Origin of the sequence: Streptomyces laurentii (assembly GCF_040635425.1) — a bacterium.
Taxonomy (GTDB): domain Bacteria; phylum Actinomycetota; class Actinomycetes; order Streptomycetales; family Streptomycetaceae; genus Streptomyces; species Streptomyces laurentii.
In genome coordinates this window covers 80,329-101,580 of sequence record NZ_JBEYHT010000016.1, presented here as the reverse complement: position 1 = coordinate 101,580, position 21,252 = coordinate 80,329, and the positions used below count along the sequence as shown (strand labels likewise).

General features: G+C 70.6%; 18 protein-coding genes. 7 read left to right on the top strand and 11 right to left on the bottom strand.

Features of this window, described 5'->3' with window-relative positions:
- Positions 1-75: 75 nt before the first annotated feature.
- The 6 genes from ABZ693_RS13350 to ABZ693_RS13325 all read right to left on the bottom strand — a co-directional run bounded on the left by ABZ693_RS13350 (position 76) and on the right by ABZ693_RS13325 (position 5,123).
- Positions 76-762 carry a transglutaminase-like domain-containing protein gene (locus ABZ693_RS13350; RefSeq protein ID WP_359875991.1) on the bottom strand — a complete coding sequence of 229 codons (687 nt, stop codon included), beginning with the start codon at positions 760-762 and terminating at the stop codon, positions 76-78.
- A 25-nt stretch (positions 763-787) separates the two neighbouring features.
- Positions 788-1,936 (bottom strand): acyl-CoA dehydrogenase family protein, encoded by a 1,149-nt coding sequence (locus ABZ693_RS13345; protein WP_359875990.1) that lies wholly within the window; start codon positions 1,934-1,936, stop codon positions 788-790.
- A gap of 80 nt (positions 1,937-2,016) precedes the next feature.
- Positions 2,017-2,391 (bottom strand): ectoine synthase, encoded by a 375-nt coding sequence (locus ABZ693_RS13340; RefSeq protein ID WP_359875989.1) that lies wholly within the window; start codon positions 2,389-2,391, stop codon positions 2,017-2,019.
- A 43-nt stretch (positions 2,392-2,434) separates the two neighbouring features.
- Positions 2,435-2,692 carry an acyl carrier protein gene (locus tag ABZ693_RS13335; protein WP_359875988.1) on the bottom strand — a complete coding sequence of 86 codons (258 nt, stop codon included), beginning with the start codon at positions 2,690-2,692 and terminating at the stop codon, positions 2,435-2,437.
- Positions 2,689-4,143 (bottom strand): AMP-binding protein, encoded by a 1,455-nt coding sequence (locus tag ABZ693_RS13330; protein ID WP_359875987.1) that lies wholly within the window; start codon positions 4,141-4,143, stop codon positions 2,689-2,691. The genes ABZ693_RS13335 and ABZ693_RS13330 overlap by 4 nt, the downstream gene beginning before the upstream one ends.
- Before the next feature lie 533 nt (positions 4,144-4,676).
- Positions 4,677-5,123, bottom strand: a complete 447-nt coding sequence (locus ABZ693_RS13325) for a MarR family winged helix-turn-helix transcriptional regulator (protein ID WP_359875986.1) — start codon at positions 5,121-5,123, stop codon at positions 4,677-4,679.
- 263 nt (positions 5,124-5,386) lie between these two features.
- Between ABZ693_RS13325 and ABZ693_RS13320 the strand changes: the two genes are divergently transcribed.
- The 4 genes from ABZ693_RS13320 (at position 5,387) to ABZ693_RS13305 (ending at position 7,535) form a co-directional block, all read left to right on the top strand.
- On the top strand, positions 5,387-5,869 hold the full coding sequence (locus tag ABZ693_RS13320; RefSeq protein WP_359875985.1) for a nucleoside deaminase: 483 nt from the start codon (positions 5,387-5,389) through the stop codon (positions 5,867-5,869).
- A complete protein-coding gene (locus tag ABZ693_RS13315) occupies positions 5,866-6,528 on the top strand; it encodes a DsbA family oxidoreductase (protein WP_359875984.1) in 663 nt (220 codons plus the stop codon). Before ABZ693_RS13320 ends, ABZ693_RS13315 begins: the two co-directional genes overlap by 4 nt.
- A gap of 214 nt (positions 6,529-6,742) precedes the next feature.
- A complete protein-coding gene (locus ABZ693_RS13310; protein ID WP_359875983.1) occupies positions 6,743-7,063 on the top strand; it encodes a DMT family transporter in 321 nt (106 codons plus the stop codon).
- A 49-nt stretch (positions 7,064-7,112) separates the two neighbouring features.
- Positions 7,113-7,535 (top strand): DMT family transporter, encoded by a 423-nt coding sequence (locus ABZ693_RS13305; RefSeq protein WP_359875982.1) that lies wholly within the window; start codon positions 7,113-7,115, stop codon positions 7,533-7,535.
- Between the two features lie 123 nt (positions 7,536-7,658).
- Here ABZ693_RS13305 and ABZ693_RS13300 read toward each other — a convergent pair whose 3' ends face one another.
- Positions 7,659-8,459 (bottom strand): HNH endonuclease family protein, encoded by an 801-nt coding sequence (locus ABZ693_RS13300; RefSeq protein WP_359875981.1) that lies wholly within the window; start codon positions 8,457-8,459, stop codon positions 7,659-7,661.
- A 105-nt stretch (positions 8,460-8,564) separates the two neighbouring features.
- Between ABZ693_RS13300 and ABZ693_RS13295 the strand changes: the two genes are divergently transcribed.
- Positions 8,565-8,762, top strand: coding sequence for a hypothetical protein (locus ABZ693_RS13295; protein ID WP_435842412.1), 198 nt, complete (start codon positions 8,565-8,567; stop codon positions 8,760-8,762).
- A gap of 48 nt (positions 8,763-8,810) precedes the next feature.
- Here the strand turns inward: ABZ693_RS13295 and mfd are convergent, their stop codons facing one another.
- From mfd to ABZ693_RS13280, 3 genes are all read right to left on the bottom strand, one after another.
- The gene (mfd, locus tag ABZ693_RS13290; RefSeq protein WP_359875980.1) at positions 8,811-12,353 is read right to left on the bottom strand and encodes a transcription-repair coupling factor; all 3,543 of its coding nucleotides are present in this window, start codon (positions 12,351-12,353) and stop codon (positions 8,811-8,813) included.
- Positions 12,354-12,604: 251 nt separating this feature from the next.
- On the bottom strand, positions 12,605-15,175 hold the full coding sequence (locus ABZ693_RS13285) for an ABC transporter permease (protein ID WP_359875979.1): 2,571 nt from the start codon (positions 15,173-15,175) through the stop codon (positions 12,605-12,607).
- Positions 15,172-15,960 (bottom strand): ABC transporter ATP-binding protein, encoded by a 789-nt coding sequence (locus ABZ693_RS13280; RefSeq protein WP_359875978.1) that lies wholly within the window; start codon positions 15,958-15,960, stop codon positions 15,172-15,174. Before ABZ693_RS13280 ends, ABZ693_RS13285 begins: the two co-directional genes overlap by 4 nt.
- A gap of 319 nt (positions 15,961-16,279) precedes the next feature.
- Here ABZ693_RS13280 and ABZ693_RS13275 point away from each other — a divergent pair, with 319 nt between their 5' ends.
- Positions 16,280-18,022 carry an MFS transporter gene (locus tag ABZ693_RS13275; protein ID WP_435842411.1) on the top strand — a complete coding sequence of 581 codons (1,743 nt, stop codon included), beginning with the start codon at positions 16,280-16,282 and terminating at the stop codon, positions 18,020-18,022.
- Positions 18,023-18,108: 86 nt separating this feature from the next.
- On the opposite strand, the gene ABZ693_RS13270 is transcribed toward ABZ693_RS13275, so the two are convergent.
- Entirely contained in the window at positions 18,109-19,005 is an 897-nt protein-coding gene (locus ABZ693_RS13270) for a GNAT family N-acetyltransferase (RefSeq protein ID WP_359875977.1), read from the bottom strand.
- A 225-nt stretch (positions 19,006-19,230) separates the two neighbouring features.
- On the opposite strand from ABZ693_RS13270, the gene ABZ693_RS13265 reads away from it, so the two are divergent.
- Positions 19,231-20,967, top strand: a complete 1,737-nt coding sequence (locus ABZ693_RS13265) for a recombinase family protein (RefSeq protein ID WP_359876020.1) — start codon at positions 19,231-19,233, stop codon at positions 20,965-20,967.
- Positions 20,968-21,252 lie beyond the last annotated feature (285 nt).

Here is a 21,252-nt window from a genome sequence, read left to right as displayed (position 1 = left end):
CTTTGCCTGTTCGGATGGGACGGCCGCCGCCGGGGTCGGACGGCGGCCGTTCGGAGGGGACGGTCGCCGCCGCGGTCAGCGGGCGGCTTCGGCGGCCAGGGAGCCGCCGCGGACGGTGCCGGTGCCCGCGGTGTCGAGAAAACCGGGGTGCTTGCGGCGCATGTTCGCCATGACGAAGTCGTAGGGGACGTCGTCGAAGCCGCCGTGGTCGGTGAGGAACTCCATGTTCTGCCGGCCGTCGTCGTCGAAGGGGTGGTGGAGGCTGTCGGCGGTGCCGTCGAAGTCGAGCGGCTTCATCCCGTACAGCCGGCACAGGATCTTGTTGAAGACCGGCGTGGCCTTGACCCAGGCGCCGTTCAGGTGAACGGAGTTGAGGCCGTGGAAGAAGACGTCACCGCCGATGTGGGCCCGCAGCCGGTCGGAGGCGAGGTGGTTGCGCACGTCGCCGTAGTGGACGCGGGCGGGGATGCCCACGGCGCGGCAGGCCGCCGCGTACAGGGCGGACTTGTGCAGGCAGAAACCCTTGAGGGTGTCGGCGGTGTGGCTGGCCTTGAGTCCCTGCGGGGACAGGTCGGCTCCGTAGACCTCGTAGAACACGTCGTCGCGGACGGCGTGGTAGAGCTCGACGGCCAGCTGCCGCTTGTCGGCGGCGCGGTCGGTGACGGCGTCGTCGACGAAGCGCTGGACGGCGTCGGTGTCGTAGTCGAGGAAGTCGGTGGGCGCGGTGAGCCGCCGCAGTTCCTCGGGGCTGAGTGCGTTCAAGGGAACTCCTTCGTCGGTGTGCGGCTCACAGGCCCAGGAGAGAGGCGATGCGGTTGCGCTGGATCTCGCTGGTGCCGGAGTAGATGGTTCCGGCGACGGCGTTGCGGATGTCGCGTTCCAGACCGGTGGCCGTGAGATAGCCCTGGCCGCCGAAGATCTGGACGGCGTCGAGGGCCGTCCGCTTGTTGGCCTCGCTGACCACGGTCTTGGTCGCGGCGATGTCGATCGCGGCGTCCTGGCCGGCCTCCACCTTGGCCCCGGTGTCCGTCAGCCACTTGCGGGCGGTCTCCACGGCGATCTTCATGTCCGCGATCTTGTGCGAGACGCCCTGGAACGCGCCGATGGGTGCGCCGAACTGGCGGCGGGACTTGGCGTGGGCGAGGACGCGTGCGAGGCGGTGCTCCATCTCGCCGAGCGTCAGGGAGAAGGAGAAGAGGATCTCCCGCTTCATCACGTGGTCGAGGATCAGGAAGCCGGCGCCCTCCTGGCCGATGCGGCGGGAGGCGGGCACGCGCAGTTTGTCGAAGGTGACCGCGCTGAGGGGCGAGGTACGCAGCCCCATCTTGGACAGCGGTTCGCCGACGGTCAGACCGGGGGTGTCGCGCTCGACGAGGAAGACGCTCAGGCCGAACGGGCCGGGCTTGCCGGTGCGGACGTAGAGCAGGAAGAGGTCGGCGATGGGGGCGTTGGTGATGAACATCTTGCCGCCGTCGATGACGTAGTCGTCGCCGTCGCGGGTGGCGGTGGTGGAGATGTTCAGGGCGTCGGAGCCGTTGTCGGGCTCGGTGATGGCGTGCGCGGTGATCAGCTCGCCGCTGATGATGGCGGGCAGGAAGCGGGACTTCAGCTCCTCGGAGCCGAACGCCTGAAGCGGCACGCCGACGCTGACGATCTGCGTGGAGGCGGTGAAGCCGAGGCCGGCGTCGCGGCAGGCGTGTCCGAAGCCCCGCAAGGCGCGCATCGTGTCGGTCAGGGTGCCGCCGTGGCCGCCGTACCGCGCCTCGAACGGGACGCCGAGCAGGCCCGAGCGCTGGACGATCTTCCACTTCTCCCAGGGGAACTCCTCGCGGGCGTCCCACTGTTCGACGTCCTGGTTGAGCTCCTCGGTCCAGGCGTCGGTGAGGGTTACGTAGGGGTCCGGTACGGTGCCGGCGGTCCGCGGTGCGGGGATCATGTCTGCTGCCTTCCGGTACGTCACTGGTCGGGGCCGGGGCCCGCGCCGCGTGGAGCGGGGCGGGCCCCGGTGCGCGTCACTCAGTACTGGGAGAAGCCGTCGGCGGACAGCGTGTGCTTCTCGTCGCCGCGCAGGGCCGGGCTGAAGACGGAGACGAGTCTCAGGTCCTCGTCGTCGGAGGCGATGAGGTAGTGGGCGTCGTTCTCGTTGAGGGCGTAGATGGTGCCCTCGGTGATCTTGTAGCGCTCGCCCGAGGCGGTGACGACCTCGCCGGAACCGCCGGTGCAGTAACAGGCCTCAAGGTGGCGGCGGTACTGCAGGGCGCTCGACGTGCCCTTGCGGACGACGGTCTCGCAGACGGTGAAGCCCATGCCGTCGGCCTCGGTGAGCAGACGGTGGCTGGTGCCGTTGCCCCACTGGATGGGGGCGAACTCGTTGGTGCTGCGAACGATCATGACAATCTCCTTGTGTGGAAGGGGTGTTCGGAGGATCCGTGTCTCAGGCGGCGGTCTTCGTGGCGCTCTCGACGAAGGCCGACATGGCGGCGATGCTGCGGAAGTTGTCGGGGTTCAGCGGGATGTCGTCGATCGGGATGACGTAGGTCCGCGACAGGTGCGACACGACGCGGACCACGCCCAGGCTGTCGACGACGCCGCTGTCGATGAGGTCGTAGTCGGTGGTCAGGTCGGCACTGTCCTCGCCGTCGAGGAACTCGGTGACGATGTAGCCGCGTATGTCGTCCGCCAGGGAGGTCATGCGGGATTTCCCTTCTGTCGTGTCGCCTTGATGAGGTTGCGGTCGGGTTTCCCCGTGGTCGTGCGCGGCAGCGGGCTGTCGCCGACGTGCACGGAGGAAGGAATGGCGTGGCGGGGCAGCCGCGCCGCGCTGTGCGAGCGCAGGCGCAGGGAGGTCAGCGACGTACCGGGCCGACGGGTCACCTGCGCGTGCAGCCGGTAGCCGGCCTCGGTGTCGGGGATCGCCACGACGGCGGCCTCGGCCACATCGGGGTGGGCCGCCAGGACGTTCTCGACTTCCTGGACGTTGGTGCGTACGCCGCGGACCTTGACCTGGAAGTCGGTACGGCCTTGCAGCCAGAACAGTCCGTCCAGGTCCCGGGTGACGAGGTCGCCGGTGCGGTAGAAGACCTCGCTCCCGCCGTCGGGGGCGGGGACGAAGACGCCTTCGTTGCGGGAGCGCTGCAGGTATCCACGCGTCTGGAACGGTGTCGTCACCAGGAGTTCACCGCTGCCGGGGCCATGGACGATCCCGCCGTCGGCGTCGAGCAGCAGGGCCCGGGTGCCGGGCAACGGGCGGCCGATGGGGGTCCGTTCGCCGGCGCGGGCGGGATCGGCGTCGTGGATGAAGCTGTCGTTGGTCTCGGTGCAGCCGAAGACGTTGTGGAAGCCGGCGGAGGGGAAGGCCGTGCCGAGCCGGCGCAGCAGCGCTTCCGGCATCGCGTCCCCGGTGAAGATCACCGTGCGGACGTGCGGGTGGACGGCTCCTTCCTGGGTGAGCAGCCGGTGCAGCATGGGCACGCCTTGGACGAACGTGACCTCGTGGCGGGCCAGCAGGTCCTGTAAATGCCGGGCGTCGGTGCTCAGTTCCGCCTCGACGAGGACGGCGCGGGCACCCAGGCGCAGCGCGGTCCACACGTCGAGCAGGGACAGGTCGAAGTTCAGGGGGGCGTAGCTGAGCAGGGTGTCCCGCTCGGTGAGACGGAACCGGTCGGCCGCCCAGCCGGCGAAGCGGGCGAAGCCCTCGGCCGGGATGGGCACGATCTTCGGGGTACCGGTGGAGCCCGAAGTGGTCAGCATCAGGGGCGCGGTCACGGGATCCGCGGCGTCGAAGCCCTCGGCGGCCCGCGGGTCGGCGGCGACCGGGACGATGTCGAGCGCCCCTTCGTCGTCGACGGTGAGCAGGGCGGAACAGCGGGCCTGCGCGGCGAGGGCCGCCCGGGCGGAGGCGCCCAGTTCGGGCGAGGGCGCCAGGACCGCGTAACCGGCCTTGAAAGCGCCGATGAGCAGGGCGATCGTGGCGGGTGTCTTGCGTGCCGGTACGCACAGCGGCTGCCGGCGGTCGAGCCCGCTCGCTTTCAGGGCGTCGGAGAGTTCTTCGGCGAGGGATGCCAGCCGGCGGTAGGTCACCCGCCGCTCGCCGTGGATCAGGGCCACCTGATCGGGTCGGAGCCGGGCGTGCGTGGTCAGCACGTCCAGAAAGTTCGATGACGGCACAATTCCTCCGATTCAGAACATGACTGAGCAATCACACCGAAGGGGGAAGAGCGAGAGTGTGGCGCATGAGCGGCGCCGATGAAGCCGAAGGAGCTGAAGGAGCTGAAGCTGATCCGCGGAACCCGGCATACGCCTGACCGGCTGATCTTCACCGGTTCCGCTCGTTCGATCTGTCACCAACTTTAGCCGAGATAGATGCTTCGTCAAGCATGTATCTCCTTTCCTCTCCGTGACGCACACCACGCGACCGCGGTCGTTTGAACGCCTCGCACCCGAGGAACCGTTAGGGGTCGCGTTCGAGCCGTCTGTCACGGCCGGCGTACGGGCACGACAGGGCCTACTGAGAGGCGTCGGGGGCCATTGGGGGCCGTTGGGGGGCGCTTGCGGCGTGGCGGCAGCCGGCCGCCCGTACGCGTTCGGCTTCCGCACACACGAAAGGGGCCACCCCGTCAGGGGCGGCCCCTCCCCCACCCCCGGAGGGGCGGGCCGGTCACGCGGACCGGCAGTTCTCAGAGAGCACTGCGCAACGACTGGACGGTGCCGGTCAGTTCGGGGTCGGCGCCGGCGGCGTTCAACGCCGCACTGAGGACCTCGGCATAGGTACCGCGCGCGTCGGCGTAGCGCCCCTTCCCCGAATCGGTGATGACGGCATAGACACCGCGCTTGTCATTGGGGCAGAAGTCGCGGGCGACGAATCCGGCCGAGAAGAGCCGGCCCACCAGGCGGGTCACCGAGCTCTGCCCGAGCCCGACCTTCTCGGCGAGCTCCTGCATGCGCAGCGCGCCGTCCTCGGCCCGGACGAGGCACTCCAGAGCGCGGAACTCGGAGAGCCCCACTCCGTGCTTGCGCTGCAGAGCCTGGGTGAGCTGGCGCTCCACATGTGCGTGCAGGCTGAGGACTCTCCCCCACATGGCCTGATCGGACGACGCGGCCGACACCTTGGCGATCGTGGTCATGAAGCAGCTCCCTCTCAGCGGCGCGTTGACAACAACATACATGTTCATGCAAGCTTCCACCGGATACCAGGGTTCTGCGACGGGATCTCTTGGTTGTCTGGAAGTTGCACGTACAAACAAACACTTGGGGGGCTCCATGCCTGACACCACCACACCCGTCACCGACGGCTCCTTATCCGGGAGCCACGCCCGGCCGTTCCTCACCCCCTCGGGCATCGGCGCCGCCGTTCCCCACCCGCACTCGGTCTGAGCGGGGAGTGACGATGATGTACAACGAGATCTCCCCGGACGAGCTGACCGCGTACGCCCGCGAAGCCGTCCGCATCAGCCGCGAGCACGTCGCCGAGGGCGGCATCCCGTTCTCCGGTCTGGTCGTCAACAACGGCCGCGTCCTGGGAACCGGCTTCAACCGGGTGCGCGAGGACAACGACCCCACCGCGCACGCCGAGGTGGTGGCCCTGCGGAAGGCCGCCGCCACATACGGACTGCGCGCCACCACCGGGGCCACGCTCTTCGCCTCGGGCGAGCCCTGCGCCCTGTGCTACATGGCCTCCCTGCACTTCAACGTCGGCCACATCGTCCACGTCGTGGACCGCAAGACGGCCGCGCGCTACGGCTTCGACTACTCGGGCTCGTACTCGATCTTCGCCCGGGACCCGTCCCTGTGGCCGGTCAAGGTCACCTCGCTGCCCGTCCCGGAGGGGACGGAGCCCTTCGAAGACTTCCTGAACCGGAGGCGCACGTGAACGACAACGACACCCGGACCGGCACGGTCTCCATCAAGGTCTGGTCCGACTACGTCTGCCCGTTCTGCATGCTCGCCGAGGGCCCGCTGCACGAGGCCACCCACGACCTGGACGTCGAGATCGAGTGGATGCCCTTCGAACTGCGGCCCCACCCCACCCCCACCCTGCGGCCGGAGGACGACTACCTGCCGGCGATCTGGGCCCGCGCGGTCTACCCGATGGCCCGCCGGATGGGCGTGGACATCACCCTGCCCACCGTCTCGCCCCAGCCCTACACCCGGCTGGCGTTCGAGGGCTACCAGTACGCCGCCGAGCACGGCCGCGCCGCCGAGTACACCCCGCGGATGCTGCGCGCGTTCTTCCAGGAGAACCGGGACATCGGCCGGCTGGACGTCCTCACCGACATCGCCCGCGAACTGGGCCTGGACGGTGACGGTTTCGCCCAGGCACTGACCGCCGGCACCTACACCGCCGCCCACGAGGAGGCGCTGCGCACCGCCGCCGCGTACCGCGTCACCGTCGCCCCCACGCTCATCATCGGCGAACGCCACCGCATCGAGGGCGTCCCCTCACCGGCCCAGATCCGCAAGGCCGTCCTCGACATCCAGGCCGAACAGGCCGTCGCCCACGGTGCCGCCTGCGGCATCGACGGGTGCTGACCACTCCGCTCCCGCCTTCCCGGCAACCGGCCGGCGCGCACCCCGACGCCTCGGCCCACCCCACGCTCCCCCGTCTCGCGCTTCCCCGCCCGGCGCTTCCCCGTCCCTGACCACCCGTCCGGGACGGCTCACCGGGACCGCTTCCCGAGACCGCTCACCCGGTACGCCGCACCCCCACGACACGCCGTCCTCCACATCGAACGAAGGAACCGCCATGCAGTGGCTCTATCTCGCCATCGCCGACATCTTCGAGATCGCCGTCGCCATCGCGGCCGGCAAGGCCGAGGGCTTCAAGAACCGCAAGTGGACCATCGCGACCCTGGTCAGCGGTGCCATCGGAACGTACTTCCTCAGCAAGGCGCTGCTGACCTTCAACGTCGGTGTCGGCTACGCCATTTGGACCTCCATCGCCGGCGTCGGCATCACCCTGCTGGGTGCGCTGCTCTTCGGCCAGCGGCTGAACTGGCGCAAGGCGCTGGGCATCCTCGCCATCATCGTCGGCGTCGTCGGCCTCCAGCTCAGTGGTGCCGCCTGAGCCCGCAGGACACCGCCCACCCCTCCACTTCGCGAAAGGACCCACGCACATGTCCGACACCACCCCCTCCACGGCCAACTCCTGGCTGATGCTCCTGCTCGCCGGCGGGTTCGAAGTCGGCTACGCCCTGGCAGTCGGAGGCAGCCACGGCTTCACGCTCCTGACCTGGTCCCTGGTCGCCGTCGTCTTCTTCCTCCTGACGCTCTGGGCGCTGAGCGCCGCCCTGCGCACCATCGACGTCGCTCTCGGATACGCCGTCTGGGCCGGTATCGGCTCGGCGGGCGCGGCACTGCTCGGCCCGGTCTTCTTCGACGAGACCCTCACCCTGCCCCAGGCCCTGTGGCTGGGCCTGATCATCATCGGCGTGATCTGGCTCAAGCTCGCCGACAGGACCAAGGGCGCCGCCGATGCCGTCACCGCGCCGCGGGACGCGCGGGAGCTCACCGACCCGCGCGAGACCCAGGGTGCCTGACACCCACTCCCCCACCACGCGGCCCCGGCCCCTCGGCCGGGGCCGTGGACGTCGCCCGCGCCCGGCCGACGCCCGGTCGATGCCCCGTCGACGCCCGGTCGACGCCCGTTCTCCGCTACGCGCTCAGCCGCCGCACTGACTCAGCATCGCCTGCTTGTCCGGGGCCGTCACCGGCATCCGGTACTTGTTGGCGACCTGGGCGAAGCGGACGGCGTACGAGCAGCGGATGCCCTTGTCCGGCGGCAGCCAGGTCGCGGGGCCGGAGTCGCTCTTAGAGGAGTTGGCGCGGCCCTCGACCGGGAGGAGGTTGAGGGTGTCGTTGGCGAGCTGCTTGCGCTTGCTCTCGGGCCAGGCCGACGAACCCATCTGCCAGCTGTACGACAGCGGTACCACGTGGTCTATCTGGACCGCGGAGGCCTTCTCCTTGCGCCAGTCGATGGTGGTGCCGGTGTACGGGTCGTTCAGGGTCATGGCCGTGACGACGCAGTCGGAACCCTTGCGGAAGGTCAGGTTCCGGCCGTCGCGGCGCAGCAGGTCGTTCCGGGTGTCGCAGCCGTTGCGGGCCAGCGGGACGCCGTCGGCGGTGTCCATCCAGGCGTAGCCGAACTTGTCGCGGGCGTACCCCGTCTTGGGTCCGCGCCCCTTCGTCCGGACGCTCTCGATGAGCGCGCGGCCGGCGGCCCGGTCGGCCGCGGTCGTCAGGGGCGCGAGACCCGGCTTCGTCCCGTCCGGGTTGACCAGCGGACTCGTCCCGGTCGCCGACCGCGACGAGGAGCCGTCACCACCGCCGGATCCTGAGCCGGAACGGGAGCTGGAGCCGGAGCCGGTTCCCGGTCCGGCTCCGTCCGGGGAGCACGCGGCGTTGGTGAACAGCGCGAGGAGGGCAAAGGCCGAGGCCGCCAGGGCTTTCTGATAGGTCGACACCCGAAGATCCTAGGACGGACTCCGGTGTGCTCTTCATACCATTAGTCCTGAATACGGAAGGCCGAAAGGCCTGGCTCCGGCCGACCGGCGGACCGCGCTCAGATCGTGCCGATGCCGAGGGGCGGGGCGGCCGACCCCCGTACCGTCGGCATCGCCGCCTGGTCCCTCGCCCACGGATTCGCGACCCTGCTGCTCACCCGCAACCTGGACGACGCACTGGCCGGACGCGACCCGGGCGAGGCGTTCCGCTCCCTCGCCGGGCTGCTCGGCGCCGCCCGACCGGGCGACGCCGAGGCGGAGTAGCCCGGCCGGGCGGGAGCGGCGGCCGGGCGGGAGCGCGGCGCGAAGGGCTCAGGAACCGAGGATCTCCGCCAGGAACTCACCCGTCCACGCCAGGAGTTCGCGGCCCACCACCGGCTTGCCGCCGATCCTGCCGCTCGTCGGACGCGGGACCAGAATCTGGTGGACGGCCGGCTTGATGACCGTACGCGGGTACAGCCGCTTCAGGCGCAGCTCCTGCGACTCGCGCAACTCCACCGGCGCGAAGCGGATGTTGGGGCCCTGCAGCACGATCTCGCCGACGCCGCAGGCGCGGGCCAGCATGCGCAGACCGGCGACGAGGAGAAGGTTCTCGACGGGCTCGGGCAGCTTGCCGTAGCGGTCGGTCAGCTCCTCCCGTACCGCCTTGATGTCCTCCTCCGAGTTCGCCGACGCGATCGACCGGTACGCCTGCAGGCGCAGCCGCTCCCCCGGCGCGTAGTCGTGCGGGACGTGCGCGTCGACCGGCAGCTCGATCTTGACCTCCAGCGGCGGCTCCTCCTCCACGCCGCCCTCCAGGGACGCCCGGTAGTCGGCGACGGCCTCGCCCACCATCCGTACGTACAGATCGAAACCGACGCCCGCGATGTGACCCGACTGCTCGCCGCCGAGCAGATTGCCCGCGCCGCGGATCTCCAGGTCCTTCATCGCCACGTACATGCCCGCGCCCATCTCCGTGTGCTGGGCGATCGTCGCCAGCCGCTCGTGCGCGGTCTCCGTCAGCGGCTTCTCCGGCGGGTAGAGGAAGTACGCGTAACCGCGCTCGCGGCTCCGGCCGACCCGGCCGCGCAGCTGGTGCAGCTGCGACAGGCCGAAGTTGTCGCCGCGCTCGACGATCAGGGTGTTCGCGTTGGAGATGTCGATGCCGGACTCGACGATCGTCGTCGACACCAGCACGTCGAACTTCTTCTCCCAGAAGTCCACCACGACCTGTTCCAGGGCCTGTTCGGACATCTGCCCGTGCGCCGTCGCGATCCGCGCCTCCGGCACGATCTCGCGCAGCCGGGCCGCGGCCCGGTCGATCGACTCGACCCGGTTGTGGATGTAGAAGACCTGGCCCTCGCGCAGCAGTTCACGGCGCACCGCCGCGCCGATCTGCTTCTCCTCGTACGGGCCGACGAACGTCAGCACCGGGTGCCGCTCCTCCGGCGGGGTGGTGATCGTCGACATCTCGCGGATGCCGGTGACCGCCATCTCCAGCGTACGGGGGATGGGGGTCGCGGACATCGTCAGCACGTCGACGTTGGCGCGCAGCTTCTTCAGCTGCTCCTTGTGCTCGACACCGAACCGCTGCTCCTCGTCGACGACGACCAGGCCCAGGTCCTTGAACTTCGTCTCCGACGAGAACAGGCGGTGCGTGCCGATGACGACGTCCACCGACCCCTCGCGCAGCCCTTCGAGCGTCGCCTTCGCCTCCGTGTCCGTCTGGAAACGGGACAACGCCCGTACATTGACCGGGAATTGGGAGTAGCGCTCCGAGAACGTGCCGAAGTGCTGCTGTACGAGGAGCGTCGTCGGGACGAGGACCGCGACCTGCTTGCCGTCCTGCACCGCCTTGAACGCCGCCCGGACCGCGATCTCCGTCTTGCCGTAGCCGACGTCGCCACAGATCAGCCGGTCCATCGGGATCGACTTCTCCATGTCCTCCTTCACCTCGGCGATCGTCGACAGCTGGTCCGGCGTCTCCGCGTACGGGAACGCGTCCTCCAGCTCCCGCTGCCACGGCGTGTCCGCGCCGAAGGAGTGCCCCGGCGCCGCCATCCGCGCGCTGTACAGCTTGATCAGATCGGCGGCGATCTCCTTGACCGCCTTCTTCGCCCGCGCCTTCGTCTTCGTCCAGTCCGCGCCGCCGAGCCGGTGCAGCGTCGGCGCCTCGCCACCCACGTACTTGGTGACCTGCTCCAGCTGGTCCGTCGGGATGTACAGCCGGTCGCCGGGCTGGCCGCGCTTCGCGGGCGCGTACTCCACGAGCAGGTACTCACGCGTCGCGCCCTGCACCGTACGCTGCACCATCTCGATGTAGCGGCCCACACCATGCTGCTCGTGGACGATGTAGTCGCCCGCCTCCAGCGTCAGCGGGTCGATCGTCTTACGGCGCTTCGCCGGCATCCGGCGGCCGTCCTTGCCCGCCGCCTTCTGGCCGGTCAAGTCGGTCTCCGTCAGCACCGCGAGACGCAGGCCCGGATCCACGAAGCCGTAGTCGATCGCACCGCACGACACGTGCACCACCGACGGCGACAGCGCGTCGGCGTCCGGCAGATCCGGGTCCAGCCGGGCCGGGACGCCCTCGCCCGACAGCACCTCGGCCGTACGGGACGCGGGGCCGTGCGCCTCCGTCACGTACACCGTGCGCCAGCCCTCCGCCAGCCAGCCCTTCGTGTCCGCGAGCGCGCGCGCCGTATCGCCGCGGTACGCCTCCGGGGCGCGCATGCCGAGCTGGAGCGTGTCGCCGTCCAGCTCCGTGTCCGTCGCCGCGAACGGCGACACCGACCACCACATCATGCCCAGCTCGCGCGCCCGGTCCCGGACGTCCGCGATCCCCCACAGCGACGCCGCGCCGACATCGATCGGCGCCTCGCCGCCGCCCGCCGTCGCCGCCCACGACGCCGCCAGGAACTCCTGGCTCGTCGCCACCAGGTCCGCCGCCCTCGTCCGCACCCGCTCCGGGTCGCAGACCACCGTCATCGAGCCCGCGGGCAGGACGTCCAGGAGCAGCTCCATGTCGTCGACCAGGACCGGAGCCAGGGACTCCATGCCGTCGACCGCGATCCCCTCGGCGATCTTGCCGAGCAGCTCGCCCAGCTCCGGGTGCTCCTCGGCGAGCGCCGCGGCCCGCTCCCGTACGGAGTCGGTGAGCAGCAGCTCACGGCAGGGCGGGGCCCACAGGCCGTGCTCCGCCACTTCGAGGGAGCGCTGGTCCGCGACCTTGAAGTAACGGATCTCCTCGACGTCGTCGCCCCAGAACTCCACCCGGAGCGGATGCTCCTCCGTCGGCGGGAAAACATCCAGGATGCCGCCGCGGACCGCGAACTCGCCCCGCTTCTCGACCAGTTCGACGCGCGAGTACGCGGCGGCGGCAAGGCCCGCGACCACGTCCTCCAGATCCGCCTGCCGGCCCGTGCGCAGCGCCACCGGCTCCAGCTCACCCAGCCCCTTCACCTGCGGCTGCAGCACCGAACGGACCGGCGCCACCACCACACTGACCCGGCCCGTCGCCGGATCGTCCGGAGACGGATGCGCCAGCCGGCGCAGCACCGCGAGACGACGGCCGACCGTGTCCGACCGCGGCGAAAGCCGCTCGTGCGGCAGCGTCTCCCACGACGGGTAGTCCACCACCGTGTCCGGGTCCAGCAACGTACGGAGTGCCGCCGCCAGATCCTCCGCCTCCCGGGTCGTCGCGGTCACCGCGAGCACCGGGCGGGCGGCGTCCCGGGCCAGGGCGGCGACGGCGAAGGGGCGGGCGGCGGGCGGGCCGACCAGGTCGACATGGGGGCGGTTGCCGTCGCGGGCGGCGTCGACCGCCTCGGCGAGGGCCGCGTCGTGGACGACGAGGTCAAGCAGACCGTGCAGGCTCATGGGGCTTCCATCCCGGCAGTGGGCAACGCGGAGCGCCCGACACGTGGGACGGGCCGGGGGGTTCCAGCGTACGACGCGGGGCGCGTGCGCGCGGGGCGTGCGGTGCGGGTGGAGGTGGTGCGGTGGCGCGGGGGCCGGGGAGGGGGTCTCCGTCGTGGGCCCCTGTCCGCTGGTGGTGGTGGGATTTTTGGGGGTGGGCATGGGTGAGGGGCGTCGCGCCGGCAGGCGCGACGCCCCTCGGGGGGTGGTGGTCAGTCCGTGGCGATGGCCGTGAGGACGTTCAGGCGGCCCGCGCGGAAGGCGGGGATCAGGGCGGCGAGGAGGCCTACGAGGGCCGAGCCGGCGAAGACGCCGAGGATCGTGGGCCAGGGGATGTCGAGGACGCGGAGGCCCTCCAGGGCGAGGAGCTGCTGGGCGGCCGCGCCCCAGGCCATGCCCAGGCCGAGGCCGAGGAGGGCGCCGAAGAGGGCGATGACCACGGATTCCAGGCGGATCATGCGGCGCAGCTGGCGGCGGGAGAGGCCGATGGCGCGCATGAGGCCGATTTCGCGGGTGCGTTCGACGACGGACAGGGCGAGGGTGTTCACGACCCCGAGGACGGCGACGATGATCGCGAGGGCGAGCAGCCCGTACACCATGTTGAGCAGCTGCCCGACCTGGTCCTGGAGCGTCTTCTTGTAGTCGGCCTGGTTGGAGACCTTGTACTGCGGATACGGCTTCAGGGCCTTCTTGAGCGCCGTGTACGCGGCGTCCACCCGGCCGTCCTCGGCCGCCGCGAAGACGATCAGGCTGGGCATCCTGTCGGCGGACACGTACTTCTCCGCCGTCTCGATGCTCGTGTACATCGCGCCCTTGTCGATGTTGTTGTCGTCGGACGTGATGGCCGCGACGCGCAGCTTCGTCTGCTTGCCGCCGGTGAAGGCGACGGTGAGCGTGTCGCCGATCTTGACGTGGTGCTCGGCGGCGTACGTGGTGCCGACGGACATGGCATCCGGGCCGTACGCGTCGGACAGCGTGCCCGCCGTCGTGTCGCGGCGCAGGTCGCCGGCGTACGTCGGGTCGGCGGCGACGACGCCGTTCTTCACCGCCTTGCCGCGCGGGTCGGTGACGGTCGCCTCGACCGCCTTGTAGCGGGTGACGTGGTCGAGCCCGGCGGTCTTCGTCACGGCGGCCTCGGCCTGCGGCACGATCGGCTGGCCGTTGGTGGTCTCGATGATGAAGTCCGTACCGACGGTCCGGTCGAGTTCCTCGGTGGCGGAGGCCACCATCGACGAGCCGACCACCGACAGGCAGGCGACCAGCGCGAGGCCGATCATCAGGGCCGCGCCGGTGGCGCCGGTGCGGCGCGGGTTGCGCAGGGCGTTCCGTTCGGCCATCCGGCCGATCGGGCCGAAGACGCGCAGGACGAGCGCGCCGAGGACGCGGACGACACCGCCCGCGAGGAGCGGGCCGACGACGACGAAGCCGAGGAGGGACAGGACGATGCCGAGGCCGAGGAACATCGAGCCCGGGCCGGACTCGTCCGACCGCGACGCGAGCCACAGCGCGCCCCCGCCGACGGCGGTCAGCAGCAGGCCGAGGACGGCGCGGACCCGGCCCGCCTTCGCGTCGGCCGGGGTGCCGGCGTCGCGCAGGGCGGCCATCGGGGAGATCTTCGCGGCCCGGCGGGCCGGGACGAAGGCGGCGAGGAGGGTGACGAAGACACCGAGGGCGAGGCCGGCGACCGGGGTGGTCCAGGCGACGGTGAGGTCCTCCGTGGACAGTTCCATGCCCATCGACGACATGATCTTCATCAGGCCGACGGCCAGGCCGACGCCCGCCGCGACACCGGCGACCGAGCCGACCACGCCGAGGAGCAGCGCCTCGACCAGGACGGACCGGTTGATCTGGCGGCGGCTGGAGCCGATGGCCCGCATGAGGCCGATCTCGCGGGTGCGCTGGGCGACCAGCATCGAGAAGGTGTTGACGATGAGGAAGATGCCGACGAGGAACGCGATGCCGGCGAAGCCGAGCAGCGCGTACTTCATGACGTCGAGGAAGCTTCCGATGTCCTCGCGGCCGGCGTCGGCGGACTCGGCGGCCGTCCGGAGCTCGTAGCCGGAGCCGACGTTCGCGGCGATCCGCTTCTTCAGCGTGTCGTCGCTGACCCCGGGCGCGGCGTCGACGGTGATGTGCGTGAACAGCCCTTCCTTGCCGAGGAGTTCACGCTGCGCGGTGGCGGTGTCGTACCAGACGACGGTGGCGCCGGGGTTGGTCACCTTGAAGGCGGCGATGCCGGAGATCTTGGCGGTGAAGTCGCCGGTGACGGAGATGGTGCGCAGCTCGTCGCCGATCCGGAGGTGGTTCTTCTCCGCGGTCGTCTCGTCGACGACGACGTCGCCCGGTCCGCGCGGCTCGCGACCGGAGGCGATCTCGAACGAACGCAGGTCGTCGGCCGACCAGTTGCCCGCCATGGTGGGGGCTCCGGACGTCGGACCGACGTTCTCGTCACGGGAGTTCACCACGGTGACGGCCGTGGTGATGACGCCGCCCTGGACGGCGCGGGCGCCCTCGGCGGCCCGCACCTTCTCGACGAGGGACGCGGGCAGCGCCTCGGGCCGGCCGGTGCGCGGTCTGCCCTCGCCTTCCTTGGGCGACGCGGGCTTGACGGTGACGTCGGCGGCCGTGCTGGCGAAGAGCTTGTCGAAGGTGGTGTTCATCGTGTCGCTGAACACCAGGGTGCCCGACACGAACGCGACGGAGAGGAGGACGGCGACGGCGGACAGCGCCATCCGCCCCTTGTGCGCGAGGAAGTTGCGCAGCGAGGTCTTGAGAACGGTCACGACGTCCGCCCGCGCGCGTCGAAGTCCTTCATCCGGTCCAGGACCTGCTCGGCGGTCGGCGCGTGCATCTCGTCGACGATCCGGCCGTCGGCGAGGTAGAGCACCCGGTCCGCGTACGAGGCGGCCACCGGGTCGTGGGTGACCATGACGATCGTCTGGCCGAGCGTGTCGACGGACTGGCGCAGGAAGCCCAGCACCTCCGCCCCGGCGCGCGAGTCGAGGTTTCCGGTCGGCTCGTCGCCGAAGATGATCTCGGGGCGGGCGGCGAGCGCGCGGGCGACCGCGACACGCTGCTGCTGACCGCCGGACAGCTGGTTCGGCCGGTGCTTCAGCCGCTCGGCCAGACCGACGGTCTCGACCACCTGCCGCAGCCAGTCCGCGTCCGGCTTGCGGCCGGCGATGTCCATGGGGAGCGTGATGTTCTCCAGGGCGTCGAGCGTGGGCAGCAGGTTGAACGCCTGGAAGATGAACCCGATCCGGTCCCGCCGGAGTTGGGTCAGTTTCTTGTCCTTCAGGCCGGTGATCTCGGTGTCGGCGAGGAAGATCTGGCCGCCGCTGACGGTGTCGAGACCGGCGAGGCAGTGCATGAGCGTGGACTTGCCGGAGCCCGAGGGCCCCATGATCGCGGTGAAGCGGCCGCGGGCGATGTCCACGTCGACGTGGTCGAGGGCGACGATCCGGGTCTCCCCCGAGCCGTACGCCTTCACGACCTGACGCGCCCGCGCGGCGACGGCCGTACGCTCTCCAGTTCCCCCGTGCCTGGGGATGGTCACAGCCGAAGTCACGGTCGTTCTCCTTGTGGGTATCCGAGGTATTCGAGGTATCCGAGGTATCCGGCAGATCTGACGGATCGTCGGAGGGGTGAGGCGGTACGGCGCGACGCGCTCGCCTCGTAAGAACAAGCTAAGGACGGAAGGCCCTTCGGCTCGTCCTCCGCCGGGACGAACGGTCCCTGGCCTCTCTGAGGGAGCTGCCCCTAGGGGTTCCTCAGCCCGTGGTACCGGTGGGAGGCTTCGTCTGCTCCCTTGGATGTACGCGGCATCGAACCGGAGGCGTACGGGCGGAGTACGGGAGCCCGAGGTACGACGAGGGGAAGCGGCAGCGATGTCCGGGGCGACCACACCGAAAGCGTCGGCACGGCGTACGGGAGCGGGCGGCGGCGACGGGACACGGCGCGGGCCCGTCGTCGCCGCGCTGATGCTGGGCATGGCGCTGGCCGCCCTCGACGGCACGGTCGTCTCCACCGCCGTCCCCCAGATCGTCGGCGACCTCGGCGGACTGTCCGTCTTCTCCTGGCTGTTCTCCGGCTATCTGCTCGCCGTGACCGTGACCCTGCCGGTGTACGGGAAACTCAGCGACACCTTCGGCCGTAAACCCGTACTGATCACCGGAATCGTCCTCTTCCTCGTCGGCTCGGTGCTGTGCGCGTCCGCCTGGGACATGGGGTCGCTCATCGCGTTCCGCGTCGTCCAGGGCCTCGGCGGCGGCGCCCTCCAGGGCACGGTCCAGACGATCGCCGCCGACCTCTACCCGCTGAAGGAACGGCCCCGGATCCAGGCCCGGCTGTCCACCGTGTGGGCCACCTCCGCCGTCGCCGGACCGGCGGCCGGCGGACTGCTCGCCGGATACGCGGACTGGCGCTGGATCTTCCTGGTCAACCTGCCGGTGGGCGGGGCGGCGCTGTGGCTGATCGCCCGCTACCTGGTGGAGCCGGGACGACCGACCCCGAGACGGCCCGCCGAACCCCTAGGGGTCGGGGGTGGGGAGGGCCTCCGGGGCGGGCACCGGACTCAGGGTCGGGGCCGCGACCGACATCGGGGGCGGGGGCAGGGGCGGGTCTCCGTCGACTGGGCCGGGGCGCTCGGCGTCTTCGCCTCCGGGACGCTGCTCCTGACCGCCCTCGTCCAGGGCGGCGTCGCCTGGCCCTGGCTGTCCGCGCCGTCCCTCGGCCTGTTCGGCGGAGCGGCCGTCCTCACCGCCGTGACCGTCGTCGTCGAACGGCGGGCCGCCGAACCCCTCATCCCCGGCTGGGTCTGGCGCCGCCGCACCATCGCCGCCGTCAACCTCGCGCTCGGCGCGCTCGGCCTGCTCATGGTCGCGCCGACCGTCTTCCTCCCCACGTACGCCCAGGCCGTCCTCGGCCTCGGCCCGATCGCGGCCGGCTTCGTGCTCTCGGCGATGACCCTCAGCTGGCCCGTCACCGCCGCCCTGTCCAACCGCGTCTACACCCGCATCGGCTTCCGCCAGACCGCTCTCATCGGCATGACCCTGGCCCTGCTCGTCCTGCTGGCCTTCCCGCTCCTGCCGTTCCCCGGCGAACCCTGGCAGCCCGCCCTGCTCATGCTGCTGCTCGGCGGGGCGCTCGGCTTCTTCCAACTGCCGCTGATCGTCGGCGTGCAGTCGACCGTCCCGTACGAGGAACGCGGCACCACCACCGCTTCCGTCCTCTTCGTCCGCCAGATCGGCCAGAGCGTCGGCGCCGCCCTCTTCGGGGCCGTCGCCAACGGGGTGCTGACCGCACGGACCCGCGACACCGGCGGCACCGGCGGCACCGGCGGCACCGGCGGCGACCTCGACGGGCTCGTCCACTCCCTGAACACCCCCGGCGCGCTCACCGACACGGCCGCCGACCACCTGCGGCACGCGGTCGACGCCGCCGTCGACTACGTCTACCTCGGCGCGGCGGGCGCCGCCGCCCTCGCCCTCCTGGCCCTCCTCACCCTCGCCCCACGCCGCTTCCCCGTCCTGAAGGAACACGAAGAAGGCGCGGGGCAGGAGGAACGGGAGGGACAGGATGAGCGGAAGGAGCGGGAGGAGCGGAAGGAGCGGGAGGAGCGGGAGGAATAGGGCGGAACCGGCGCCGCGTACGCATGAGCGGGAAGGCTAGTGCTGCGACCGGGAAGGTGAGCCGGTGAACCTTTCCGATCGCAGCACTAGGGACGGTTCGAGGCGTCGCGGTAGCGGTCGTGGGTCTCGGGGCGGCGGTGGAAGCCGGCCGCCTCATAGGTGGCGACGGCGGCCGTGTTGGCGGTCGGGGTGCTCACTGTCGCGCTCGACGCGCCCAGTTCCCGGAGCGCCGCCGCCGCGGCGCGGGTGATCGCCGCCCCGTACCCCCGCCCGCGGTGTCCGGCGTGCACGCCCATCGGTTCGAGCAGTCCGGGCCGGCCCGGGCCCGCCGACCAGACCGCCACCGCCGCCACCGGCTCGCCCCGGCCGTCGTACGCGACGAGCGACCGCCCGTCCGCGTACGGGAGTCCGGCCGCCATCGCGTGCCAGCGCTCCGCCGTGAACCGCCGCCCGCCGAACGCCGACCGGTGCACCGCCGCGAACGCCTCCGCCCGCTCCGGGCCCACCACCTCGACACGGACACCCGGCTCCTCCACCGGATCCGCGAGACCGCGCGCCAGTGGCGTCCACGGCTCGTCGGTGCGCCAGCCGTACTCTGCGGCAAGCAGGTCCAGGAGCGGGGAATCCGCGGGCGCCTCGACGTTCACCCGGCCCTCGGGCAGCACGCCGTGCCCCGGCTCGGTCACATCCCCGGCCAGCCGCCGCGCCAGCTCCTCGTTCCGCCGGACGTCGGGCGCGAACGCCAGCCGCAGCAGGTCGGGGCCGTCGAGGAGTCCGACGGCGAGCACCCGGCCGCCATGGCCCCGCCACAGCCGTACGGCCGCGGCGGTCGCCGCCGCGCCCGACCGCCAGAACCACCCCAGGTCGCCCGGATGCAACTGCGCCGGCGTCCCCTCGGCCCGCCACTCCCGCAGCACGCCCACGGCCTCGCCCAGCCCGTCGGCCCCCGGCTCGCTCCACGTCACCGCTCGCGCCTTCGCCATGGAACCGAATTGCACACGGCCGGGCCCACGGGGCGCATCCGAATTCCGCGGGCCTGGTCAGGAGAAGAGCTGTTCTATTCGGACGGCGCCAGGGTGCGCAGGACGCAGAACTCGTTGCCCTCGGGGTCTCCCAACACTCCGTTCTAGCGGTTCTGGAGTGTGGCCATGGTGGCATCGACGCTGGTCAAGCGGGACGGCGAGAATTCGTTGGTCTCCACAGGGGGTATGGAACCTACTCCCCGGAACCCCGTTGCAGGCACGGTCTACAAAACGCGCACCCTTCGGGGTGTGCGGTGCGTACGCCTGTCCGTACTCACCGACGAAACGACAAGCCCCGAGCGACAGCGCGAGGCCGACGACATAGCGGCAGCCGCACTCAACATCGACTTTGGGTCCGGTGACGCGCTCCGCGAGGCCGTAGACCTGGACGTGAGCGCGTCCACGTTCGGACCGTTCGACCGTCCCCAGCTCGGCGCGTGGCTCGCGCGCCCCGATGACTTTGACGCACTGGTGTGGTGGCGGTTTGACCGCGCGATCCGGTCCATGGCACACATGCATGAACTTGCTAAGTGGGCCCGCGAACACCGGAAGATGCTCGTGTTCGCCGAGGGCATCGGCGGGGGGCGGCTCGTCTTTGACTTCCGGAACCCCATGGACCCCATGAGCGAACTCATGATGCTCATGCTCGCCTTCGCGGCGCAGGTGGAGTCGCAGAGCATCCGGGACCGCGTTACCGGGGCCATGGCAGCCATCCGGAAAATGCCTCTCCGGTGGCGTGGTGGTGGTCGCCCCCCATACGGCTACATGCCCGCCCCCATGCCCGAGAAGTTCGGCGGAAAGGGCTGGACGCTCATCCCCGACCCTGACGCCGTCAAGGTCATTGAGCGGATCGTCCGGGAGCTGTTGGAGGGTGCGACCGTATCGGCGGTGACTGCCGGTCTCAACGTAGACAGCATCCCGAGCCCGCGCGATCACTGGGCCGTGAAGATAAAGCGCGAGAAGGGCGGGAAGACCGGCGGGGCCAAGGGGTCACACGTCGTACGCTCGGTGTTCAAGTGGACCCCCGCCGTCATCACGCGGATGCTCCGGAACGAAACGCTGCTCGGCTGGAAGATGCACAAGGGCAGGCCCGTACGCGACGCCGAGGGCAGCCCAATCATGGCGAGCGAAACGCCGATCATGACCCGCGAGGAGTTCGACCGCATCGGCGCGCTACTCGACTCGCGCAGCATCGAGAATCGCGATCGTGCCGACACGGACGCACTGCTGTTGCGTGTGATCCACTGCGACTCGTGCGGGGGCCGGATGTACCTGTCCAAGCCGACGAAGAACGGCGCGAGCGTGAACCCGTTCTACAAGTGCAACAGCCACGCGCGGGGCGACCTGTGCGCGGCTCCGGCCAATATCCGCGCGAACTGGGTGGACGAGTACGTTGAAGCCGAGTTCCTGCGGGTGGTCGGTCCGGTCCAGACGACACACGTTGTCGAGATTCCCGGGTACGATCCCGAGCCCGAGTTGCGCTCCACGCTCGCGGAGTTCGAGGAGCACCAGCGGCAGTACGGACGCCAGAAGTCCAAGCACGCGGCGAACGCGTGGCAGGAACGGGCGGACGCGTTGGACAACCGCATAGCCGATCTGGAGTCCCGCGAGAAGGTCGAGCCGCAGCGCATCGCCACGAACACGGGCCGCACGTTCGCGGACGAGTGGGCCGAGAAGGACACGGCGGGCCGGCGAGCGATGCTCGTTGAAGCGGGGGTTCGGCTCGATGTCCGGCGCGGTGTCCGTGGCGGGTGGCGCAAGCTGGACACTCGGCGGGTGGACTTCTCCATGTCCGGCGAACTCAACCCCGCAGCGGAAGAACTTGACGGCGTCGCGACAGCGCTCGAATCGGCGACTCGCGGAGACAAGCCGACCGAGGGCGCGAGCATGCGCCTGATCGAGCCCGCAACGGCCGCCACGTGACCCGCGCGACGGGTTAGGGTCCCTGTACCCCGTGCCGGTATGGAGAGCACGAGGCAGGCACGGCGCATCCAGGACTCGTCCCGAGAATGCAGTACACCCGTGCCGACCCAAGCCGAGCCCCGGTAGCCCCTCGCGGACTGCCGGGGCTTTGCCGTGCCCGCAGCGGGCCGACCAGCGGGCGGAGCGATGACGGTATGACGGTTAGAGAGTGTTTTTTGTATGCACAAGAAAAAATAAGGAGAAAACCAAAACGTCAGCCGGAACGTCATCCCGCCATGCTCGGTC

Coding starts and splice junctions, on each gene's coding strand:
- ABZ693_RS13310 (WP_359875983.1), top strand. CDS start 6,743: ATGCAGTGGCTCTATCTCGCCATCGCCGACATCTTCGAGATCGCCGTC.
- ABZ693_RS13345 (WP_359875990.1), bottom strand. CDS start 1,936: ATGATCCCCGCACCGCGGACCGCCGGCACCGTACCGGACCCCTACGTA.
- ABZ693_RS13305 (WP_359875982.1), top strand. CDS start 7,113: ATGTCCGACACCACCCCCTCCACGGCCAACTCCTGGCTGATGCTCCTG.
- ABZ693_RS13275 (WP_435842411.1), top strand. CDS start 16,280: ATGTCCGGGGCGACCACACCGAAAGCGTCGGCACGGCGTACGGGAGCG.
- ABZ693_RS13335 (WP_359875988.1), bottom strand. CDS start 2,692: ATGACCTCCCTGGCGGACGACATACGCGGCTACATCGTCACCGAGTTC.
- ABZ693_RS13340 (WP_359875989.1), bottom strand. CDS start 2,391: ATGATCGTTCGCAGCACCAACGAGTTCGCCCCCATCCAGTGGGGCAAC.
- ABZ693_RS13320 (WP_359875985.1), top strand. CDS start 5,387: ATGATGTACAACGAGATCTCCCCGGACGAGCTGACCGCGTACGCCCGC.
- ABZ693_RS13325 (WP_359875986.1), bottom strand. CDS start 5,123: ATGACCACGATCGCCAAGGTGTCGGCCGCGTCGTCCGATCAGGCCATG.
- mfd (WP_359875980.1), bottom strand. CDS start 12,353: ATGAGCCTGCACGGTCTGCTTGACCTCGTCGTCCACGACGCGGCCCTC.
- ABZ693_RS13265 (WP_359876020.1), top strand. CDS start 19,231: ATGGAACCTACTCCCCGGAACCCCGTTGCAGGCACGGTCTACAAAACG.
- ABZ693_RS13270 (WP_359875977.1), bottom strand. CDS start 19,005: ATGGCGAAGGCGCGAGCGGTGACGTGGAGCGAGCCGGGGGCCGACGGG.